The organism is Kitasatospora sp. NPDC059812, from assembly GCF_042732075.1.
Classification (GTDB): domain Bacteria; phylum Actinomycetota; class Actinomycetes; order Streptomycetales; family Streptomycetaceae; genus Kitasatospora.
Genome location: NZ_JBHWIO010000043.1, coordinates 51,637 through 69,988, shown reverse-complemented (window position 1 = coordinate 69,988; position 18,352 = coordinate 51,637). Strand labels below are relative to the sequence as shown.

At 73.7% G+C, this 18,352-nt stretch carries 11 protein-coding genes and 3 riboswitches; of the genes, 5 read left to right on the top strand and 6 right to left on the bottom strand.

Going from position 1 to position 18,352, the window contains the following annotated elements; all coding sequences use genetic code 11:
- The first annotated feature begins 105 nt into the window (after positions 1 to 105).
- The 3 genes from aceB to ACFV6D_RS21910 all read left to right on the top strand — a co-directional run bounded on the left by aceB (position 106) and on the right by ACFV6D_RS21910 (position 4,095).
- Positions 106 to 1,716, top strand: coding sequence for a malate synthase A (gene aceB / locus ACFV6D_RS21920; protein WP_380560842.1), 1,611 nt, complete (start codon positions 106 to 108; stop codon positions 1,714 to 1,716).
- A gap of 25 nt (positions 1,717 to 1,741) precedes the next feature.
- Positions 1,742 to 2,611, top strand: a complete 870-nt coding sequence (locus ACFV6D_RS21915) for a 3-hydroxybutyryl-CoA dehydrogenase (protein ID WP_380560841.1) — start codon at positions 1,742 to 1,744, stop codon at positions 2,609 to 2,611.
- A 188-nt stretch (positions 2,612 to 2,799) separates the two neighbouring features.
- Positions 2,800 to 4,095 (top strand): hypothetical protein, encoded by a 1,296-nt coding sequence (locus ACFV6D_RS21910; RefSeq protein WP_380560840.1) that lies wholly within the window; start codon positions 2,800 to 2,802, stop codon positions 4,093 to 4,095.
- Between the two features lie 216 nt (positions 4,096 to 4,311).
- Here the strand turns inward: ACFV6D_RS21910 and metE are convergent, their stop codons facing one another.
- The 6 genes from metE to ACFV6D_RS21880 all read right to left on the bottom strand — a co-directional run bounded on the left by metE (position 4,312) and on the right by ACFV6D_RS21880 (position 15,141).
- Entirely contained in the window at positions 4,312 to 6,627 is a 2,316-nt protein-coding gene (metE, locus tag ACFV6D_RS21905) for a 5-methyltetrahydropteroyltriglutamate--homocysteine S-methyltransferase (RefSeq protein ID WP_380560839.1), read from the bottom strand.
- Positions 6,628 to 6,791: 164 nt separating this feature from the next.
- Positions 6,792 to 7,014, bottom strand: a riboswitch (cobalamin riboswitch).
- A gap of 29 nt (positions 7,015 to 7,043) precedes the next feature.
- A complete protein-coding gene (locus ACFV6D_RS21900) occupies positions 7,044 to 7,925 on the bottom strand; it encodes an ECF transporter S component (protein ID WP_380560838.1) in 882 nt (293 codons plus the stop codon).
- Positions 7,922 to 9,610 carry an ABC transporter ATP-binding protein gene (locus tag ACFV6D_RS21895; RefSeq protein WP_380560837.1) on the bottom strand — a complete coding sequence of 563 codons (1,689 nt, stop codon included), beginning with the start codon at positions 9,608 to 9,610 and terminating at the stop codon, positions 7,922 to 7,924. Before ACFV6D_RS21895 ends, ACFV6D_RS21900 begins: the two co-directional genes overlap by 4 nt.
- Entirely contained in the window at positions 9,607 to 10,728 is a 1,122-nt protein-coding gene (locus ACFV6D_RS21890) for a CbiQ family ECF transporter T component (RefSeq protein ID WP_380560845.1), read from the bottom strand. The genes ACFV6D_RS21895 and ACFV6D_RS21890 overlap by 4 nt, the downstream gene beginning before the upstream one ends.
- 136 nt (positions 10,729 to 10,864) lie before the next feature.
- Positions 10,865 to 12,094, bottom strand: a complete 1,230-nt coding sequence (locus ACFV6D_RS21885) for a hypothetical protein (protein ID WP_380560836.1) — start codon at positions 12,092 to 12,094, stop codon at positions 10,865 to 10,867.
- On the bottom strand, positions 12,091 to 15,141 hold the full coding sequence (locus tag ACFV6D_RS21880; RefSeq protein WP_380560835.1) for a prenyltransferase/squalene oxidase repeat-containing protein: 3,051 nt from the start codon (positions 15,139 to 15,141) through the stop codon (positions 12,091 to 12,093). The genes ACFV6D_RS21885 and ACFV6D_RS21880 overlap by 4 nt, the downstream gene beginning before the upstream one ends.
- 103 nt (positions 15,142 to 15,244) lie before the next feature.
- Positions 15,245 to 15,388: riboswitch (cobalamin riboswitch) on the bottom strand.
- 77 nt (positions 15,389 to 15,465) lie between these two features.
- Positions 15,466 to 15,542, top strand: a riboswitch (cobalamin riboswitch).
- Between the two features lie 223 nt (positions 15,543 to 15,765).
- Between ACFV6D_RS21880 and ACFV6D_RS21875 the strand changes: the two genes are divergently transcribed.
- Together ACFV6D_RS21875 and ACFV6D_RS21870 are read left to right on the top strand one after the other, a co-directional pair.
- Positions 15,766 to 17,142 carry a hypothetical protein gene (locus ACFV6D_RS21875; RefSeq protein WP_380560844.1) on the top strand — a complete coding sequence of 459 codons (1,377 nt, stop codon included), beginning with the start codon at positions 15,766 to 15,768 and terminating at the stop codon, positions 17,140 to 17,142.
- A gap of 390 nt (positions 17,143 to 17,532) precedes the next feature.
- Positions 17,533 to 18,207, top strand: coding sequence for an SMI1/KNR4 family protein (locus tag ACFV6D_RS21870; protein ID WP_380560834.1), 675 nt, complete (start codon positions 17,533 to 17,535; stop codon positions 18,205 to 18,207).
- The last annotated feature ends 145 nt before the right edge of the window (positions 18,208 to 18,352 follow it).

Genomic DNA, 18,352 nt, shown 5'->3' with positions numbered 1-18,352 from the left:
CCTCGCTTTATAGACCTAGCAACACCACACCCCCCCCGAGTGCCGGGTGTTTTTGCTAGACCCCCCCCTCCCCCCGCACCTCCCACCCGCCACCTGGAGAACCGGATGAGCCAGCCCAGCCGCATCGACGTCCTCGGCGAACACGAGGACCGCTTCGACGAGATCCTCACCCCCGACGCCCTGAACTTCGTGGCACGCCTGCACGAGGCCTTCGCCGACCGCCGCGCCGAACTCCTCGCCGAGCGCCGCCGCCGCGCGACAGCGCTCGCCACCGGAGGCACCCTGGACTTCCTCCCCGAGACCCGCGCCGTCCGCGAGGACACCACCTGGCGGGTGGCCGGCGCCGGACCCGGCCTGGCGGACCGCCGGGTGGAGATCACCGGCCCACCCGAGCGCCGGATGGCCGTCAACGCGCTCAACTCCGGCGCGAAGGTGTGGCTGGCGGACTTCGAGGACGCCACCTCCCCCACCTGGCACAACCTGCTCACCGGCCAGCTGAACCTGCTCGACGCCATCGAGCGCCGGATCGACGACACCACCCCGGAGGGCAAGCGGTACCGGATCGGCGACACGCCCGCCACCATCGTCGTGCGCCCGCGCGGCTGGCACCTCGACGAGCAGCACCTGCTGATCGACGGCCGCCCGGCGATCGGCGCGCTGGTCGACTTCGGCCTCCACCTCTTCCACTGCGGCCGGCGGCAGATCGAGCGCGGCAGCGGCCCGTACTTCTACCTGCCCAAGCTGGAGAACCACCTCGAAGCCCGGCTGTGGAACGACGTCCTCACCTTCGCCCAGCACGAGTTGGGCATCCCGCACGGAACGATCCGCGCCACCGTGCTGATCGAGACCATCACCGCCGCGTTCGAGATGGACGAGATCCTGTACGAGCTGCGCGAGCACGCGGCCGGCCTCAACGCCGGGCGCTGGGACTACCTGTTCAGCCTGATCAAGAACTTCGCCACGCACGGCCCCCGCTACGTCCTGCCGGACCGCGCCACCCTCACCATGACCCAGCCCTTCCTGCGCGCCTACACCGACCTGCTGGTGCGCACCTGCCACCGCCGCGGCGCCCACGCCATCGGCGGCATGGCCGCCGCCGTCCCGCAGCGCGACCCCGCCGCCAACGAGGCGGCCCTGACCAAGGTCCGCGCCGACAAGGAGCGCGAGGCCGGCGACGGCTTCGACGGCTCCTGGGTCGCCCACCCCGGCCTCGTCGCCACCTGCCGGACGGCCTTCGACACCGTCCTCGACGGCCGCCCGCACCAGCTCGACCGCACCCGCGAGGACGTCGAGGTCACCGCCGCCGACCTGCTCGGCGTGCACAGGCTGTCCGTCGGCCTGCCGACCGAACAGGGCCTGCGCTCCAACGTCGCCGTCGCCCTGCGCTACCTGACGGCCTGGCTAGGCGGCTCCGGGGCCGTCGCCGTCTTCGGCCTGATGGAGGACGTCGCCACCGCCGAGATCGCCCGCTGCCAGATCTGGCAGTGGCAGCACCACTGCTCCCGGCTGACCGGCGGATCGCTCGCCACCCCCGACCTCGTACGGCGGCTGATCGACCGCGAGCGCGCCACCCTGCTCGGCGAGGGCGCCGACCCGGCGCTGGTGGACGACGCCGTACGGATCCTGGAGGAGACCGCCCTCGGCGCCGAACTGCCCTCCTTCCTCACCACCGAGGCCTACGCCCGCCACCTCGTGCGGATCCGCACCGCGGCCTGAGCCGCCCGACCACGGAGGCAACACCATGAACGACATCCGCCGAGTCGCGGTCGTCGGCGCCGGGCAGATGGGCTCCGGCATCGCCGAGGTCTTCGCCCGCGCCGGCCTGGACACCGTCGTCTGCGAGGCCGGCCGAGGCGCCCTGCGCGCCGCCCGGGCCCGGATCGACCGCTCGCTGCACCGCGCCGTCGACCGCGGCCGGATCAACGAGCAGCAGCGCACAGACGCCTGGGCCCACCTGCTGTTCGCCGACGACCTGGAAGCGCTCGCCGACCGCCAGCTCGTCGTCGAGGCCGTCGTCGAGGACGAACGGGTCAAGACCGAGGTGCTCGGCACCCTGGACAAGGTGCTCGTCGCCGACGACGCCGTCCTGGCCACCAACACCTCCGCCATCCCGGTCACCCGCCTCGGCATCACCACCGACCGCGCCTCCCACGTCCTCGGCCTGCACTTCTTCAACCCCGCCCCCGTCATGCCGCTCGTCGAACTGGTCGCCTCGCTGCACACCGCCCCGACCGTCCTCGACCGGGTGGAGGCCTTCACCCGGGACACCCTCGGCAAGCACGTCATCCGCTCCCGCGACCGGGCCGGCTTCGTCGTCAACGCCCTGCTGGTGCCCTACCTGCTCTCCGCCGTCCGGATGGCCGAGGCCGGCCACGCCAGCCCCGAGGACATCGACGCCGGCATGGTCCACGGCTGCGCCCACCCCATGGGCCCGCTCCAACTCGCCGACCTCATCGGCCTGGACACCGTGCAGGCCATCGCCGAGTCCATGTACGACGAGTACAAGGAACCGCTCTACGCGCCGCCGCCCCTGCTCTCCCGCATGGTCGAGGCGGGCCTGCTCGGCCGCAAGAGCGGGCGCGGGTTCCACGGCTACACCGCGAGCGCCTGAACCGACACTTCGCCGGCAGCGTGTCGGGTGCACACCGCTGTCGGCCGACCACCACCACGGCCCCCGCAGCGGGGGCGGCGACATCCGAGCCGCCGGGCCCTGCTGAACCGGACGCCCGGGCAGGCGCGTTGTAGCCCGTAAGTGCGTGTACACGAGAAGCACAATCATCCTGACAGGCAGGAAAGTTGATGGCACATCATGCACGGCGGCTGGCTGCGTTGCTCAGCGGGGTGTCCTTGGTCCTCTCCGCGCCGTTGATGTCGGGGCCGGCCTTCGCCGCGTCGGCCGATCCGGCGACCGGCTCCGCCGCCGAGGCCTTCGCCGAGGCCCAGGAGCGGATAGTCCAGGCCGCGGACGAGGTCAACCGGCAGGCTCACCTGGACCCGGCCACCGGGTACGGCAACATCGTCGTGTCCGTGAAGGACGAGGGGTACACCCTCTACTGGAAGGGGGAGATTCCCCAGGACATCGGTGGTCTGGTCGCCGCCCAGCGTGCCCGAGGCGTCGCCGTCTCGGTCGTTCCCTCGCTCTACAACGCCGAGGAGCTGAAGGAACGGGCGCATGCGATCATCACGTCCGACCTCCGCGTCAACGGCGCGGAGATCATCAGCGCGGGGCCGAGCAACGACGGCAACTCACTGAACATCGGTATCGACGCCGCACAGCTCGCAGCCCAGGACAACGCTCAGGCCTCCCTGCAGAGCACGGCCTCGATCCCGGACAGCCTCACCCACGGCATCCCCGTCACCGTCGCGCCGGAGGAAGCCGCCCACGACACGGGTCTGCGGGAGGCGGACAGCTCCCCCTGGTTCGGCGGATCCCTCATCAAGACCACCGTGGGAGGTCTGAACGCGACCTGCTCGTCCGCCTTCGGCGCCAAGTGGCCCAAGGAGTACAACCCCGCGGGGTACGACCAGTACTACCTGATCACCGCCGAGCACTGCGTGTCGTCCGGCACCACGGTCAAGAGCGGCAACGGCCTGGTGATCGGCAAGGTGGCGGACGAGATCGTCCGTTACGACAGTGCGTTCATCTCGGTGGACAAGGCCTCTCCGTGGTTCTACACCGGTGGGCCGGTCAAGTCGACGACCCAGACCACGTCGAAGTTCACCGGCCCCGGCACCCTCTACGCCGGCATGGAGTTCTGCGTGAGCGGCGCGCTCATGGGGGAGGTCTGCGGCGGAAGGGCCGTCAGCACGAACCAGGAGAAGAAGATCGAGGGATCCACGCGCGTGGTGAGCGAGCTCGACCAGGTCGCCGGCAAGAACATGGCGGGGAAGGGGGACAGCGGCGGCCCCGTTTACTCGTACGGCACGCAGGGCAACAAGTTCGCCGCGGGAATCCTGTCCGCGAGCATCAAGGGAGAGAACTGCAAGAATCCGCTCGGTGGGACACGCCCGTCCTGTTCGCCCAATATCTACGTGACGGAGCTCGCGTCGACCCTGCGCCTGTACAACGGCATGGTGATCGGCAACTTCGTGTAGCCGGATTCCTCCCGCCTGCATGCGCAGGCCGGTGATCGGGGCGGCGTCGGCACTAAGTCGGCGCCGCCCCTGGTCCTTTGGTTCAGGTCTGCGCCTGCCTGGCGTTCCTGCGTTTCGCAGGTCTCGGGCTTCCCGGGTCCGGGTGAAACGGGCCGGGCCTACCCGGCCGGGCGCCGCACGGCGTGCGGGGCCCGGCCGGGGCGTGTCGCCGGCGGGTCAGCCGGCGAGTTCCGCGCGCAGGTGGCGGGCGGCGCCGACGAGGCTGTCGAGCGAGGCGCGGGTCTCCGTCCAGCCGCGGGTCTTCAGTCCGCAGTCGGGGTTGACCCAGAGCCGCTCGGCGGGGATGGCGGCCAGGCCCGCGCGCAGCAGTTCCACGGCCTCCTCGGTGCTGGGGACGCGCGGGGAGTGGATGTCCCAGACGCCCGGGCCGACCTCGCGCGGGTAGCCGGCCCCGGCGAGTTCTCCGGCGACCTCCATGTGCGAGCGGGTGGCCTCCAGCGAGATGACGTCCGCGTCGAGTTCGTCGATCGCCGTCATGATCGCGCCGAACTCGGCGTAGCACATGTGGGTGTGGACCTGGGTGTCGGCGCGGACGCCCGAGGTGGCCAGGCGGAAGGACTCGGTGGCCCACGCCAGGTACGCCGGGCGGTCGGCGGCGCGCAGCGGCAGGGTCTCGCGCAGGGCCGGCTCGTCGACCTGGACGACGGCCGCGCCCGCGGCCTCCAGGTCGGTGACCTCGTCCCGCAGGGCGAGGGCGACTTGCCGGGCGGTGTCGCCGAGCGGCTGGTCGTCTCGGACGAAGGACCAGGCGAGCATCGTGACGGGGCCGGTGAGCATGCCCTTGACCGGGCGGTCGGTGAGGCCCTGCGCGTAGCGGAACCAGTCGACGGTCATCGGGTGCGGGCGGGAGATGTCCCCGGCCAGGACCGGCGGGCGCACGTACCGGGTGCCGTAGGACTGCACCCAGCCGTGCCGGGTGGCGAGGTAGCCGGTGAGCTGTTCGGCGAAGTACTGGACCATGTCGTTGCGCTCGGGCTCGCCGTGCACCAGGACGTCCAGTCCGGCCTTCTCCTGGAAGGCGATGACCTCCCGGACCTCGGTCTCCATCCGCTCCCGGTAGGCCGCCGCGTCGATCCGGCCCGCCGTGAGGTCGGCCCGGGCGACCCGCAGTTCGGAGGTCTGCGGGAACGAGCCGATGGTGGTGGTCGGCAGCAGCGGCAGGCCGAGCCGGGCGCGCTGGGCCTCGGCCCGCTGCGGGTAGGCCTGGGCGCGGCGTGCATCCGCGTCGGTGACGGCAGCGGTGCGGGCGCGCACCGCCGGGTCGTGGGTGATCGGCGAGTTGGCGCGCGAGGCGAGGTCGGCGCGGTTGGCGGCCAGGTCGGCGGCGATCGCCCCCGTGCCCTCGCGCAGGCCCCGGGCCAGCAGCGCCACCTCCCTGGCCTTCTGCTGGGCGAAGGCGAGCCAGCGCAGGATCTGCGGGTCGACGTCGCGTTCGGCGGCGGCGTCCAGCGGCACGTGCAGGAGGGAGCAGGACGGCGCGACGTCGACCCGCTCGGCCAGGCCCAGCAGGGTCGCCAGGGTGGCCAGCGACTTCTCCAGGTCGTTGATCCAGATGTTGCGGCCGTCGACCACCCCGGCGACCAGCCGCTTGCCGGGCAGCCCGCCGACGGCGGCCAGGTCGTCAAGGTTCGCCGCGGCGGGCCCCGTGAAGTCCAGCGCCAGGCCCTCGACCGGGGCCTTGGCCAGCACCGGAAGGGCCTCGCCCAGGCGGTCGAAGTAGCTCGCGACCAGCAGCTTCGGACGATCCGCCAGACCGCCCAGCTCACGGTAGGCGCGGGCGGCGGCGTTCAGCTCGGCCGGGGTGCGGTCCTGCACCAGGGCGGGCTCGTCCAGTTGCACCCACTCGGCGCCGGCCGCCTTCAGGTCCGCCAGCAGCTGCGCGTAGACGGGCAGCAGCCGGTCCAGCAGGGTGATCGGCTGGAAGTCCTCGGCGACGCCGGGGGCGGGCTTGGCGAGCAGCAGGTAGGTGAGGGGGCCGACCAGAACGGGGCGTGCGGTGTGGCCGAGCGCCAGCGCCTCCCGGAACTCCCCGACGGCCTTGGCCGGGTTCGCGGTGAAGACGGTGTCCGGGCCGAGTTCGGGCACCAGGTAGTGGTAGTTGGTGTCGAACCACTTGGTCATCTCCAGCGGCGCGACCTCCTGGGTGCCGCGCGCCATGGCGAAGTAGCCGTCCAGCGCGTCGATTTCGACCGCATCCCGGTGCCGGGGCGGGATCGCGCCGACGGCGACCGTGGTGTCCAGTACGTGGTCGTAGAGCGAGAAGTCGCCGGTGGGCACTTCCAGGACACCGGCCCCGGCGAGCTGCGCCCAGTTCTTCCGGCGCAGGCCGACCGCCGTCTCCTGCAGGGCGTCGGCGGTGACCGTGCCCTTCCAGTAGCCCTCGACGGCCTTCTTCAGCTCCCGGCCCTGGCCCTGCCGGGGGTAGCCGTACACGGTGGCCCTGGTTGCCGCGGCTGCGGACTTCGTGGTCAAGGGACTCTCCTTCGCGAGTCTGGCTCCTCAAGTGCCCGGGGACGGGACGAGAGCGCGAAGGGATGACGAACCGGGCGGCGGCTCGCGTCGATGCGCGTGCCGGACCCGCCTGGTATGGTCGCCGACCCGCCCACGAGGTCACCGGGATATCCGCACGCGGAACGGTCCGCGGGCGGGCAACGGGCAGGTCTTCGGACTCGTGGGCGCACCGGGCCTGTTGGCGTCCGGTACCTACTGGCCATCGCTTCCCAGACCCGTCCCGGGTCCAGTGCGTATGACGGCGGTCGTTCCCACTCACCGCTGCGGGGCAGTCCCGGATTCCCACCGGGTTCCCTCTTGCGACGTCCTGCCTGGCGGGCAGGACGAACCAGCTGCGCCGCCAGCTTAGGGGCAAACCGCCGGGGCCGACGCGGAATTCACGGAAGCCGTCCGCATGGTGAGACTCCCTCGCCGCTCGCGGAGCCGATGGCGGTGCCGGTCGCGGTGCCGGTCGCCGCGACTCGTCGACCGTCCGGGGCTTCGAAGCGCACCGTGGGCTCGAAGTTGGCGCGGCGGGCCGCGCGGCGGAAGACGGTGAGGACGGCCGGGCCGACGACGAGCACGGCGGTGAAGGTGGTGACGGCCCGACCGGTGTCCCAGCCGAGCGAGGTGGCGAGGTCGAAGAGCAGGTAGCGGTGCCACTGCTCGGTGAAGGGCAGCCCCGGCAGGTAGGCGATGGAACTGTTCGGGTCGGTGGAGAACGGCCAGAAGGAGAGGTTGAGGAGGAAACCGAAGAGGTACCCGGAGAACGCCCCGTACGCGGCCAGCATCGACACCTCCCAGCGCCGCCGTCGGGTTCTCGGCAGGAGCCCGGCGAGCATGCCGACGAACGCGCAGCCGAACATCTGGTACGGCATCCAGGGGCCGACGCCGCCGGTGAGCAGCGCGGAGGCGAACAGCGAGGTGCAGCCGAGGGTGAAGCCGAAGCCCGGGCCGAAGACCCGGCCGGCCAGGACGAGGAGGAAGAAGACCGTCTCCACCCCGGCGGTGCCGGCGCCGAGCGGGCGCAGCCCGGCGTTGACGGCGGACAGGACGCCGAGCATGGCGAGGGCCTTGGCGTCGATGCCGCCGGCCGCGATCTCGGCGATGACGACGGCGAGCACCAGGATCAGCAGGGCGCCGAAGATCAGCGGCGGGGCGTAGGAGGAGCCGAACTTCCCGGGGGCGACGACGAACGGCCAGGTGAAGGCGACCAGGCCGATGAAGGCGGCCAGGGCCGCGACGACGCGGGCCCGGCCGGGGATCCGGACGGCGCTCACCGGGCGGCCTCGGCGGGTTCCAGGGCCTCGGCCACCTGCCGGGTGGTCAGGTAGGGCAGCGGGGCGAGGATCTTGGCGGTCTGGGGGGCGAAGGTGGGCGAGGCGACGATGACCTCGGCGGTGGGGCCGTCGGCGACGATCTCGCCCTCGGCCATCACCACCACCCGGTCGGCGGCGGCGGCGACGAACTCGACGTCGTGGGTGGAGACGACGACCGTACGGCCTTCGGCGGCGAGGGCGTCGACGATGCCCGTGAGCGCCTCCTTCGCGTGGTAGTCGAGCCCTCGGGTGGGTTCGTCCAGCAGCACCACCCTTGGCGCGGCGGCCAGTTGGATCGCCAGGACCAGGGCCAGCTTCTGGCCCTCGGAGAGGTCCCGGGGGTGGGTGCCGTCGGGGATCCCGGGGGCGAGCCGGTCGAGGATCTGCCGCGCTGTCGGGCTTGCTGCGGTCGGACCGGCTGCGGTCTGGCCGGCGGCGGTCGGGCCGGCGGCGCTGCGGGCCTCCAGGTCGCTCTGGGCGAGTTCCTGGGCGACCGTCTCCAGGTACAGCAGGTCGGTCGGGGTCTGCGGGACGAGCCCGACGAGCTGCCGGGCCCTGGTCGCGGAGAGCCGCTTGGGGTCCGCGGCCGGCCCGCCGTCGGCGCCGAGGACCTGCACGCTGCCGCCCTGCCGGGGGCCGGAGCCCTGGAGGGCCCACAGGAGCGAGGACTTGCCCGAGCCGTTGCGCCCCATCAGCGCGGTGACCTCGCCGGCCCGCAGCGCCAGCCCGACCTCCCGGACGGCGGTGACCGGCCCGTACCGGACGACCACCCCCCGGGCGTCCAGCACCCGTTCCCCCGCCACCGCTGCCCGGCGCGGCGGAGGAACGGGCACGTCGGTGAGCCGCTCCCGCAGCGGGGCGGCGGCGCGCCGGGCGTCCCGGACGGAGAGCGGCAGCGGCCGCCACCCGGCCAGCCGGCCGAGGTCGACGACGGGCGGCGCGATCGCGGTGTGCCGGAAGACCTCGGCGGGCGGCCCGTGCACGACCGTCCCGTCGCCGGGCAGGTAGGCGACGCGGTCGGCGTACTGGACGACCCGCTCCAGGCGGTGTTCGGCGAGCAGGACGGTGACGCCGAGGTCGTGGACCAGGCGGGTGATGGCCGCGAGCACCTCCTCGGCGGCGGTCGGGTCGAGCGCCGAGGTCGGTTCGTCCAGGACCAGGACGCGCGGGTGCGCGGTAAGCACCGAGCCGATGGCGACGCGCTGCTGCTGGCCGCCGGAGAGCTCGTGCAGGGCGCGGTGGCGCAGGTCGGCGAGGCCGAGCAGGTCGAGGGTCTCCTCGACGCGCTTGCGCATCACCTCCGGCGGGACGGCCAACTGCTCCATGACGTAGGCGAGTTCCTCCTCCACCGTGTCGGTGGTGAAGCCGACCAGCGGGTCCTGCCCCACCACGCCCACCACGTCCGCGAGTTCGCGCGGCGGGTGGTGCGCGGTGTCCCGGCCGTCCACGGTGACCCTGCCTCGCAGGGTGCCGCCGGTGAAGTGCGGCACGAGGCCGTTGACGGCGCCGAGCAGGGTCGACTTGCCGACGCCGGTACGGCCGACCACCAGGCAGAGCTCGCCCTCCGGGATGTGCAGGTCGACGTCGCGCAGGACGGGGGTGGTCTCGCCGTCGTACACCACGCCGACCTGGTCGAATCGGATCACGTGCTCACCTCGGGGGTCGTGCGGTCGGTGCCGGTGCGGCGGGCCCCGGTGGCGGGCTCCGGGGTACGGCCCGGCGGCGGCGCGATCACCCCGGCGGCGCCGGCCAGCAGCAGGGCGAGCACCGGGACGAGCGGCAGGCTCGGCCAACTGAGCGGGTAGAGAGAGGGGTTGAGGTCGGTGGCGGCGTAGCCGACGGTGGCGAACAGCAGGACGGCGGCAATCACCCCGCAGCCCGCGACGCCCCACTCGGCGGCCTGCCAGCGGTCCGGCCGGTAGGTGGTGCGCCGCACGCGCCGGCCGCCGAGGATCAGCCCCGCCACGCAGAGCAGGGCGCCCGCGAGGAAGGCCGGAAGCCCCAGGGCAGCGGGGGCGGTTCCGTCCAGGAGCCCGTACACCCCGGCGCACAGGCCGCACATGCCGAGCAGCATCAGGGCGCCGGTGACGCGGCGGGAGCGGCGGGTCGCGGTGCCGGAGCGGCCGTAACCGCGCGAGTCCATCGCGGCGGCCAGGTGCAGCGAACGCTCCAGCGCGTCCTCCAGCACCGGGACGACGATGCTGCGCAGCGCACGGACGCCCTTCCGCTGCCCGGCCCGCAACCGCCTTGCCCGGGCGACGCGTTGGACGCTCTGCACCAGCTGCGGCGCGACGCTCAGCGACACCGTCACGGCGACGCCCAGCTCGTACAGGGCGCCGGGCAGCACGCGCAGGGCGCGCTTGGGGTTGGCGAGGGTGTTGGCGGCGCCGATGCAGCAGATCAGGCAGGCCAGGCGCAGCCCGTCGAAGGCGGCGGAGAGAGTCGCCTCCAGGGAGACCGGCCCGCCGATCCGGATGCCCGCGTACCAGGCGGGGGTGGGGAGGTGCGGGAGGGAGAAGAGCAGGTGGTCGTGCGGGGTGATGCCAGTGGCGAAGACGCACCGGAACACCACCCGGATCGCCACCACGGTCAGGGCCAGCCACAGGTAGTAGGTGAACCCGCGGGCCCACGGGGCCTCGGTCCGGCGGGCGGTGACCACGTAGCCGAGCACGGCGAGGACGAGCAGGAGCAGCAGCGGGTTGGTGGTGCGGCTGGCCGCCGTCGCCAGGGCGAGCGCCCAGGTCCACCAGGCCAGCGGGTGCAGGTTCCGGGGGCTGCGCCGGCTCCCGGCGTCCCGTCGGGGGGTGGGCTTCGGGTTGGGGTTGGGCTTCGGGTCGGGCTTCGGCTTCGGGTCGGGCTTCGGGGGGACGGCGCCGGGTTCGTCGGGCTTGGTCACCGGATCACTCGGCCCGTCGGCGGCGGCGGTGCGCGACGACCACGGTGGCCGCGCCCAGCGCCCCCACGAGGGCGGTCGCGATGACGGCGGGAACCATCGACCCGGAGTCGTGCGGGGCGTCCGCCACCGGATTGGCGTCCACCACGCCGCCGGGCACGGCGGGGGTGGACGTCGGCGCGGCCGCGGCCTCGACCGTCTGCGGGGTCGGCTGATCGCTCGGGGCGTCCGTCGGCGGCACGGTGGACGGCTCGACCGGCACCGGCGTGGCGGGCACGGGCGTCGGCTCGGGCGCTCCGGGCGGAGTGATGCCGTCCTCGGGGGTGGCGGCGGCGCCGGGCCCCGGGGTGGTGGCGGGCGCGGGCGGACGGGCTCCGCCCGTCGGGGGCTTGGCGGGGGCCGGGGGCCGGCCCGATCCGGTGCCACCGGTCGTGCCGGCGCCGCTGGTGCCGGCGGTTCCGCCGCTGCTGCCGGTGCTGCCGGTTCCGCCTGCGTTTCCGGTGGTGCCGGTGGTGCCGGTGGCGCCGCTCGAACCGGTGCCGGAGCCGCTGCCGCTGCCGCCGGTCGTACCCGTGCCGCCCGTCGACCCGCCGCCGGAACCGCTGGAGCCGCCGCCCGAGCCGCCCGTGGTGCCCTGGCCGGGGTCGGCGGGCTGCCCGCCGGGACTGGAGTTGTTCGCGCGCACGCTGTCCGGCGAGAAGCCCGGCCGCCCCTCGGTGCCCTCGATGTTGGTGCCACCGAAGATCCAGAGGTCGACGCTGCCGGGCTTCGGCTGGTAGCTCATCGCGCCGAGCTGGCTGTAGGACCACTCGTTCTGGCCCGGATCGGCGTGCCAGTACGACCAGTAGGCCGTGGCCGGGGGCGTCAGGACGCACTTCTCCTGGTCCGGGGCCGGGAACTGCTTGCCGCCCTGGAAGCCGCTGTAGCCGATCCGGCAGATGAACGCCGGACCGTCGTGCCCGGTCCCGGTGGTCTTCCAGCCGCCCTGGTTGAGCAGGGTGAAGCCGGTGGTCGGCGTGGTCCCGCAGGAGCGCAGCAGCGGGCCGTCCCACTTGCTGAAGTCCACGGCGAGCACCACGCCGGAGGTGGTGGTGCACTGGTCGATCGGCAGCGGCGCCGCGGACGCCGGGGCGGTGCCCACGGCGACGCCGCCGAACGCGAGGGCGAAGGTCAGGGCCGCCGCCCCGGACAGCCGGCCGAGCCGACCGCCGAGCCGACCGCCGAGTCCCCGGCTCACCGGTGACGCCCCGGGGCGGCCGCGGCGCGGCGCCGGGCGACGAGGACGGCCGCCGCGCCGAGCGCGGTCAGCACACCCGCGCCCGCCGTCAGCGTCAGGGCCTGGGTTCCGGTCCGGGCCAGGCTGCCGGAACCGGCCTGCGCCGGCACGCCACCGGCGGGGGCGACGGCGACGGGTGCGCCACCGCCACCCCCACCGGCCGGAGCGTCGATGCCACCGGCCGACCAGGTGGCCGAACCGTCGCCGGTCGAGGGAACGGCGGTGTCCGAGGGACCAGCCGTGGCGGGAGAGCCCGTCGGGCTCGGCGTGCCCGTGGGCGTGTTCGTGGACGTGTTCGTGGGCGTGCCGGTCGGGGTATCGGTCGGCGTGCCCGTGGGAGTACCAGTGGGCGTGCCCGTCGGCGTGCCGGTCGGCGTACCCGTCGGGGTCGCCGTCCCGGTGGAAGTCGGAGTCGGCGTCGGCGTCGACGTTCCCCCGAGGTCCCGGAACAGCGTGCCGAACGAGATCCCGGTGGCACCGCCGAGCACCTGCGTGGACGCGCGGACGTCCGATCCCGGCTGCCCGGCGGAGGCGACGTTGAACCCGCCGTCGCCGTTCTGCTGACCCGCCAGGAAGTCGCGCGCCTTGGCGATCTGGGCGCCGTACGAGGCCTGGCGCAGCGTCATGCCCTGGATGGCGAGCGCGGCCGAGTTGGTCGAGTCGCCGGCCGCTCCCGGGAAGCCGCCGTCGGGCAACTGCCGCGCGGCGAGCCAGCCGAGGCCCTGGTCGACGGCCCGCGCGGCCTCGTCTCCCGGCACGAGGGCGAGGGCCATGACGGCCATCGCCGTGCTGTCCACGTCGGAGTCCCCGGTGGCGGGGATCAGGCTGGGCCAGGAGCCGTCCTGGTGTTGGAGGCCCTTCAGGTAGGCGATCGCGGGAGCGGCGTTCGTCGAGTCCCCGGCCCGGAGCTGGGCCATGATGCCGAGCGCCTGGGAGAACACCGAGGTGGCGTAGGTGTAGTTGCCGGGCGCCGCGCAGCCGGTGCTCTGGTCGGCCTTGGTGCACACGAGGGCGGCCAGGGCGGCGATCAGGTCGTGGCCGCCGAAGGCGCGCGGGTTGCGGCCGACCGCCTCGGCGAGCAGCGCCTCCTTTCCGATCGAGCCGCCGCCTGCGTACTCGGTGCCGATGCCGGTCCAGTCGTTGACGGTGCGCTCACCGGCGTCCTTGCCCGGCTGGTCCAGGAAGTCGACGATCCTGCGCAGCGCGGCGTCGTCGGTGCCGGTGGCCGCGAGGGCGTAGGCGCCGTCGATGGTGAGGCCGAAGTCGGCGAAGGCCGGGAAGCCCTCGTAGTAGCGGCCGTTGATCAGGCGGGAGGGGTCGGTGAGGTAGGCGCTGCCCTTGGCGGCGTCGGGGGTTCTTCCGGCAGGCGGCGTGCTGGCGGGCGTCGTCGGCGGGGTGGTGGCGGGCGTCGTCGGCGGCGTGCCGGCGTCCGGGTTGTGCCGGACGCTGGTGAGGTCGGTGCCGGTCAGGGCCAGGATCGCCTGCTCGGTGGCCGCCGGGTCCGGGTCGGTGGTCGACGCGTCGGGGCCGAAGCCGCCGTCCGCGCCCTGCCGGGCGGCGAGCCAGGCCGTGGCGGCGGCCCGGCGGGTGTCCTGTCCGGTGGCCTTGAACGCCTGGGCCGCGCTCGCGGTGCTGATGGTGTCGCCGGGGGCGCCGAGGTACGGGAGCAGGGATCCGTCGGCCTGCTGTCCGGCCGCGAGCTGGTCCGAAGCCTTCTTCGCCGCCGTCTCGTACCCGGGGGCCGTGCGCAGGGCGAGGACCGCAAGGCCGGTGGTGAGCGGGTCGGACTCGCAGTGCTCGCCGGCGACGATCATCGATCCGGCCACCCCGCCGTCGGCGCACTGGAGCGCCGTGAAGCGGGCGAGCGCCGGGGCGGGTGGCGTGACGCCGGCGCGCTGGAGGGCGATGACGCCGAGGGACTGGACCCAGGGCGAGGCCGCGCCGAGGAAGTCCCCGGCGGCGGTGCACCTGCCGTTCTCCCCCGCCGCCGTGCAGACGTGGCCGGTGAGCGCGGCGATCAGGTCCCGGCCGCCGAAGGCCCGGGGATCGCTGCCGGTGCTCTCGGCGACGAGGGCCAGCAGTGCGGCGGCCCTCGCATCGGGCTGGCCGGCCGGTCCGTCGGGGTACAGGAAGGCGTCGGTGTGGGCGGCGAGGAAGGCGGTCGTCCTGCGCAGCGCCGGGTCCTGCGTGCCGGCGGCGGCGAGGGCGACGGCGGTGAGGGCGGTCCGGGGGTAGTCCGGCCCCTCGACGGCCCAGTTCTCCATGTGGTCGCCGCCGACGAGTTGGCGGGCCAGCCAGGCCGCGGCGGCCGCCGGGTCACCGGTGGCGGACGGCCCGGTCGAGGTCGGCCCGGTCGGAGTCGGGGTCGGGGTCGGAGTCGGGGTCGCCGAGGGCGACGGCGACGCGGATGGCGAGGCGGACGGCGAAGCCGACGAACCACCGCTCTTCGCTCTCACTGAGTCCGGTGTGAAGCCCGGTGCCCCGCTGGTGCCGCCGATGTCGGTGCCGCCGTACACCCAGGCCTCGACCTCGCCGGGCTTGGGCTTCTGCGTCCCGGCGCCGAACCGGCTGTAGGACCAGGCCTGTTGGCCGGGTTCGGCGATCCAGTACGACCAGTACGCGGTGGCCTGCGGGGTGTTGACGCAGGGTTCCTCGGCCGGCGTCGGGTACTGGGTGCCGCTGTTGAAGGTCCCGGTTCCGAGGCGGCAGATGAAGGCGGGTCCGTCGTGCTCGGTTCCGGCAGTGGTGAAGCCGGCGGCGTGCAGCAGGTTCATCCCGGTCGTGGGGTGGGCGTCGCAGCCCCGGACGACGCCGCCGCCCCAGTGGGTGAAGTCGACGGCGACGATCGCGCCCGTCGTCGCCGTGCACTGCTCGATCGGGTCGGCGGCCGCGGTGCCGGGGCGCCCGAACAGGACGCTTCCGCAGGCGGCGACCGCGACAGCACCGGCGACCACCACGGAGGCGAGGTCCCGGTTCCTGTGACGTGTGCGACTGCTGCTGACCCTCACGACGACTCCCTGGTCGGTCGACGCGGGACGCAACGGCGCAGCCGACGGTCTCCTGGGCAGGGACCGTCCGGACCGCGTCGTAGTCCGCGACGACGCAAGTGCTCTGTGAACAGGCCCCCGGTCCAGGCATTCCGGCTCACCCACCACAGGTGGGTCCACGGTTGCGGGTCAGCGCCGGAGTTGGACCGGCTTCCCCTGAATGCCGAGGGCAAAAAATCGGTTCATCAGACCACGCCGGTAGAACGGGAGTCAACGGATCGTCATATCGATCACACCACCTCGTGCACCGGTGCGCCGTGCGGTAGCGTCCGCGGTGGCCGAGCGGGGGAACCCGGTGCGAATCCGGGGCTGACGCGCAGCGGTGTGGGGTGGCCATCGTGCCGCCCTGAGCCCGAATGCCCGCCCGGCCACGCACCATGGCGAAAGCCGGCCCACGCGATCCGGGCGGCGACCGCTCCGGCAGTCGCGCGCCCTCCAACGGACGCCGGAACTCCGGGGCAGGGTCGGCGCCCGCCACCCCAAGGAGCCTGTCCCGTGTCCCTCCTCGCCCCCTCGCGAACCACCCCCTCGCAGACCACCTCCTCGCGGACCACCCCCTCCCGCGCTGCCTCCGCCGCCTCCGCCATCACCGTCGCCCTGACGGCCGGCGCACTCCTGCTCTCCGCCGTCCCCGCCCACGCGACGGCCAGCCCGACCCAGATAGCCACCTCGAAGAGCACCGGCGTCACCTACCTGAAGTCGCTCCAGGCCGCCGACGGCAGCTACGTCACCGGCGGCGGGCTCTCCAACGAGTGGGCGTTCAGCGCACTCGCGGCCGCCGGCACGGCCGCCGCCGACGTCACCCCCGGCGGCGACCCCACCAAGAACGCCCGCCTGGTGTACCGCAACCAGCTCGCCGCCCCCGGCTGGCCGAGCGCCTCACCGGTCGTCACGGACTACGAGCGCGGCATCCTCAACGCCTACGCCGCCGGCATCGACCCCGCCCGGGTCGGCCCGGGCCGCAACCTCGTCGCCGACCTCGCCGCCTACTGGCAGACCGCCGAACCCGGCTACTACGGCCCGTCCGCCAACTTCAACGGCACCGTCTTCGGCCTCCTCGCCCTCGCGGGCGCCAAGACCCAGGCCGGCAGCCCCCGCGTCCCGCAGCCGCTGCTCGACGCCTCCGTCACGGCGGTGCGCGCCAACCAGCACAACGACGGCGGCTGGAACTTCAGCAAGGCCGCGGGCGACCCGAACGCCCTCGCCCAGGGCAGCGACATCGACATGACCGGTGCCGCCATGGCCTCGCTCTGCACCGGGGGCGTCCCCGCCACCGACCCGGCGATCGTCGCCGCCAAGAACTTCCTCAAGGGCAAGCTCACCGCCTCCGGCGCCTTCAACGCCATGTTCGGCGTCAACACCGACTCCAACGGCTGGGCCGTCTCCGGCCTCAACGCCTGCGGCATCAACCCCCAGGGCGCCGACTTCACCAGCGGCACCGGCAAGAGCCCCGTCGACTTCCTGATCGCCCAGCAGTTCAAGCCCGGCGGCGGCTTCAAGTACCTGCCCACCGACACCACCCCCTCCCCCTACGCCTCCGTCGACGGCCTGCGCGCCGTCGCCGGCGCCGGCTTCACCGCCACCCCGCCGACCCCGACCACCGCCGGCGAGCCCGCCTGGGCCGCCGCCACCACCTTCGTCCCCGGCACCGCCGCCAAGCTCGCGCTGGTCATCGACGACGGCACCGGCGCGCTCAAGGTCTGCGCCGTCACCCTCACCCCGACCGGCACCACCGCGACCCTCGGCGACGTCCTCGACGCCGCCGCATCCGCGACCCCCGCCGGCTGCGTCACCGCCGTCACCCCGTCCTCCGGCACCGGCGCCGTCACCGCGATCAACGGCACCGCCAACAGCGGCTCCTCCACCTGGAAGATCACCCTGGACGGCGCCACCGCCACCACCGCCACCCGGGCCACCACCGTCCACCTCGGCGACACCGTTTCGCTCCGCTACGGCAACTGATCCGAAGACCCTGGACGCCGGGTAGCAGCGGGGACGGCGCGACGATGTTCCACGACGTGCCCGGCCTGCCCCACTGCTGAACCACCCGGTGCCCCACAGCGGCCCGCGCACCGACTCCGGTGCGCGGGGCCGCTCGCACGTCCCGGCGCCCCGGCCGGTCAGGGCAATTCGCCTCAAGTCCCCTACCTCTTAGCCGAGTTCACGATCACGCAACAGCCGAACCGCCGTCCCGGAAACGCCCGGACGAGTGATCATCCAGCCCGCCCGTTCGGACCGTTGAGATCGAGCGGGGCCCGTCAGCCGGCGGTCTTCCGGTCGGGTCAGTGGCTTGTCGGAGCCGTCGCCTAAAGTGCAGCTTCTGACGACGGGCGGCCGGAGAGGGGTCGGGTAATGACCGAGGCATGGGATCGACTGCGGGCGATCATGGGCGAGCCGGTGTACACCCCGGCGCGGGTGCCGTGGGAGCTGGCACCGGCCGAGCTCGGGGTCCAACTGCCGTCGGACTACCGGGCGTTCGTCGATCTGTACGGTGCGGTGAACCTGAACGGCGAGTGGGGTGTGCGGTCGCCGACGGAACGCTCCCACGGAGTCGGTTCGCCGGGCGGCCTGGCGGGGTGGCGTTTCGAGAGCGACACCGAGTTCCGGGGGCAGGTCGAGGGCGAGGACGAGTTCTGGGACCAGGAGCGCACCCCTGTGTTCCCGGACCCGGGCGGGCTGCTGCCCTGGGGCATGAACAGCAACCACAACTACTGCTGCTGGCTGACCGACGGCCCGGACCCGGAGCAGTGGCCGGTGGCCGTCTTCTGCGACTTCGGTGGCGTCGACGACGGTGCGCTCGACCGTTTCGACGGCGGCTTCGCGGAGTTCGTGGCGACCGTACTCACCGGCGGCTACGCCCATGAGGACGAGTTGCTGGTGCGACCGGACCCGGAGGAGTGGGGACCTCAACCGGCCCGGCCACTCTGGACACCCGCCTACGACTGGACCGGCAAGGACTGGGGCGCGGAGTGGGGCATCACCTGGTACCGGCCCACCGGGTCGACGGAAATGCCCTGGGCCAGGTAGCGGTGATCCGCCGACCTGGCATTCGCCCCTTCGCTCGCCCGGCGGCGCCGAACGTCCCGCGCCGTCTGAACCCCGCACCGCCGGGGGGCGGGGGGCCCCCAGGCGGGGGGGCCGGGCACCCGGGGTCCGCCCGGGGTAACTTAGC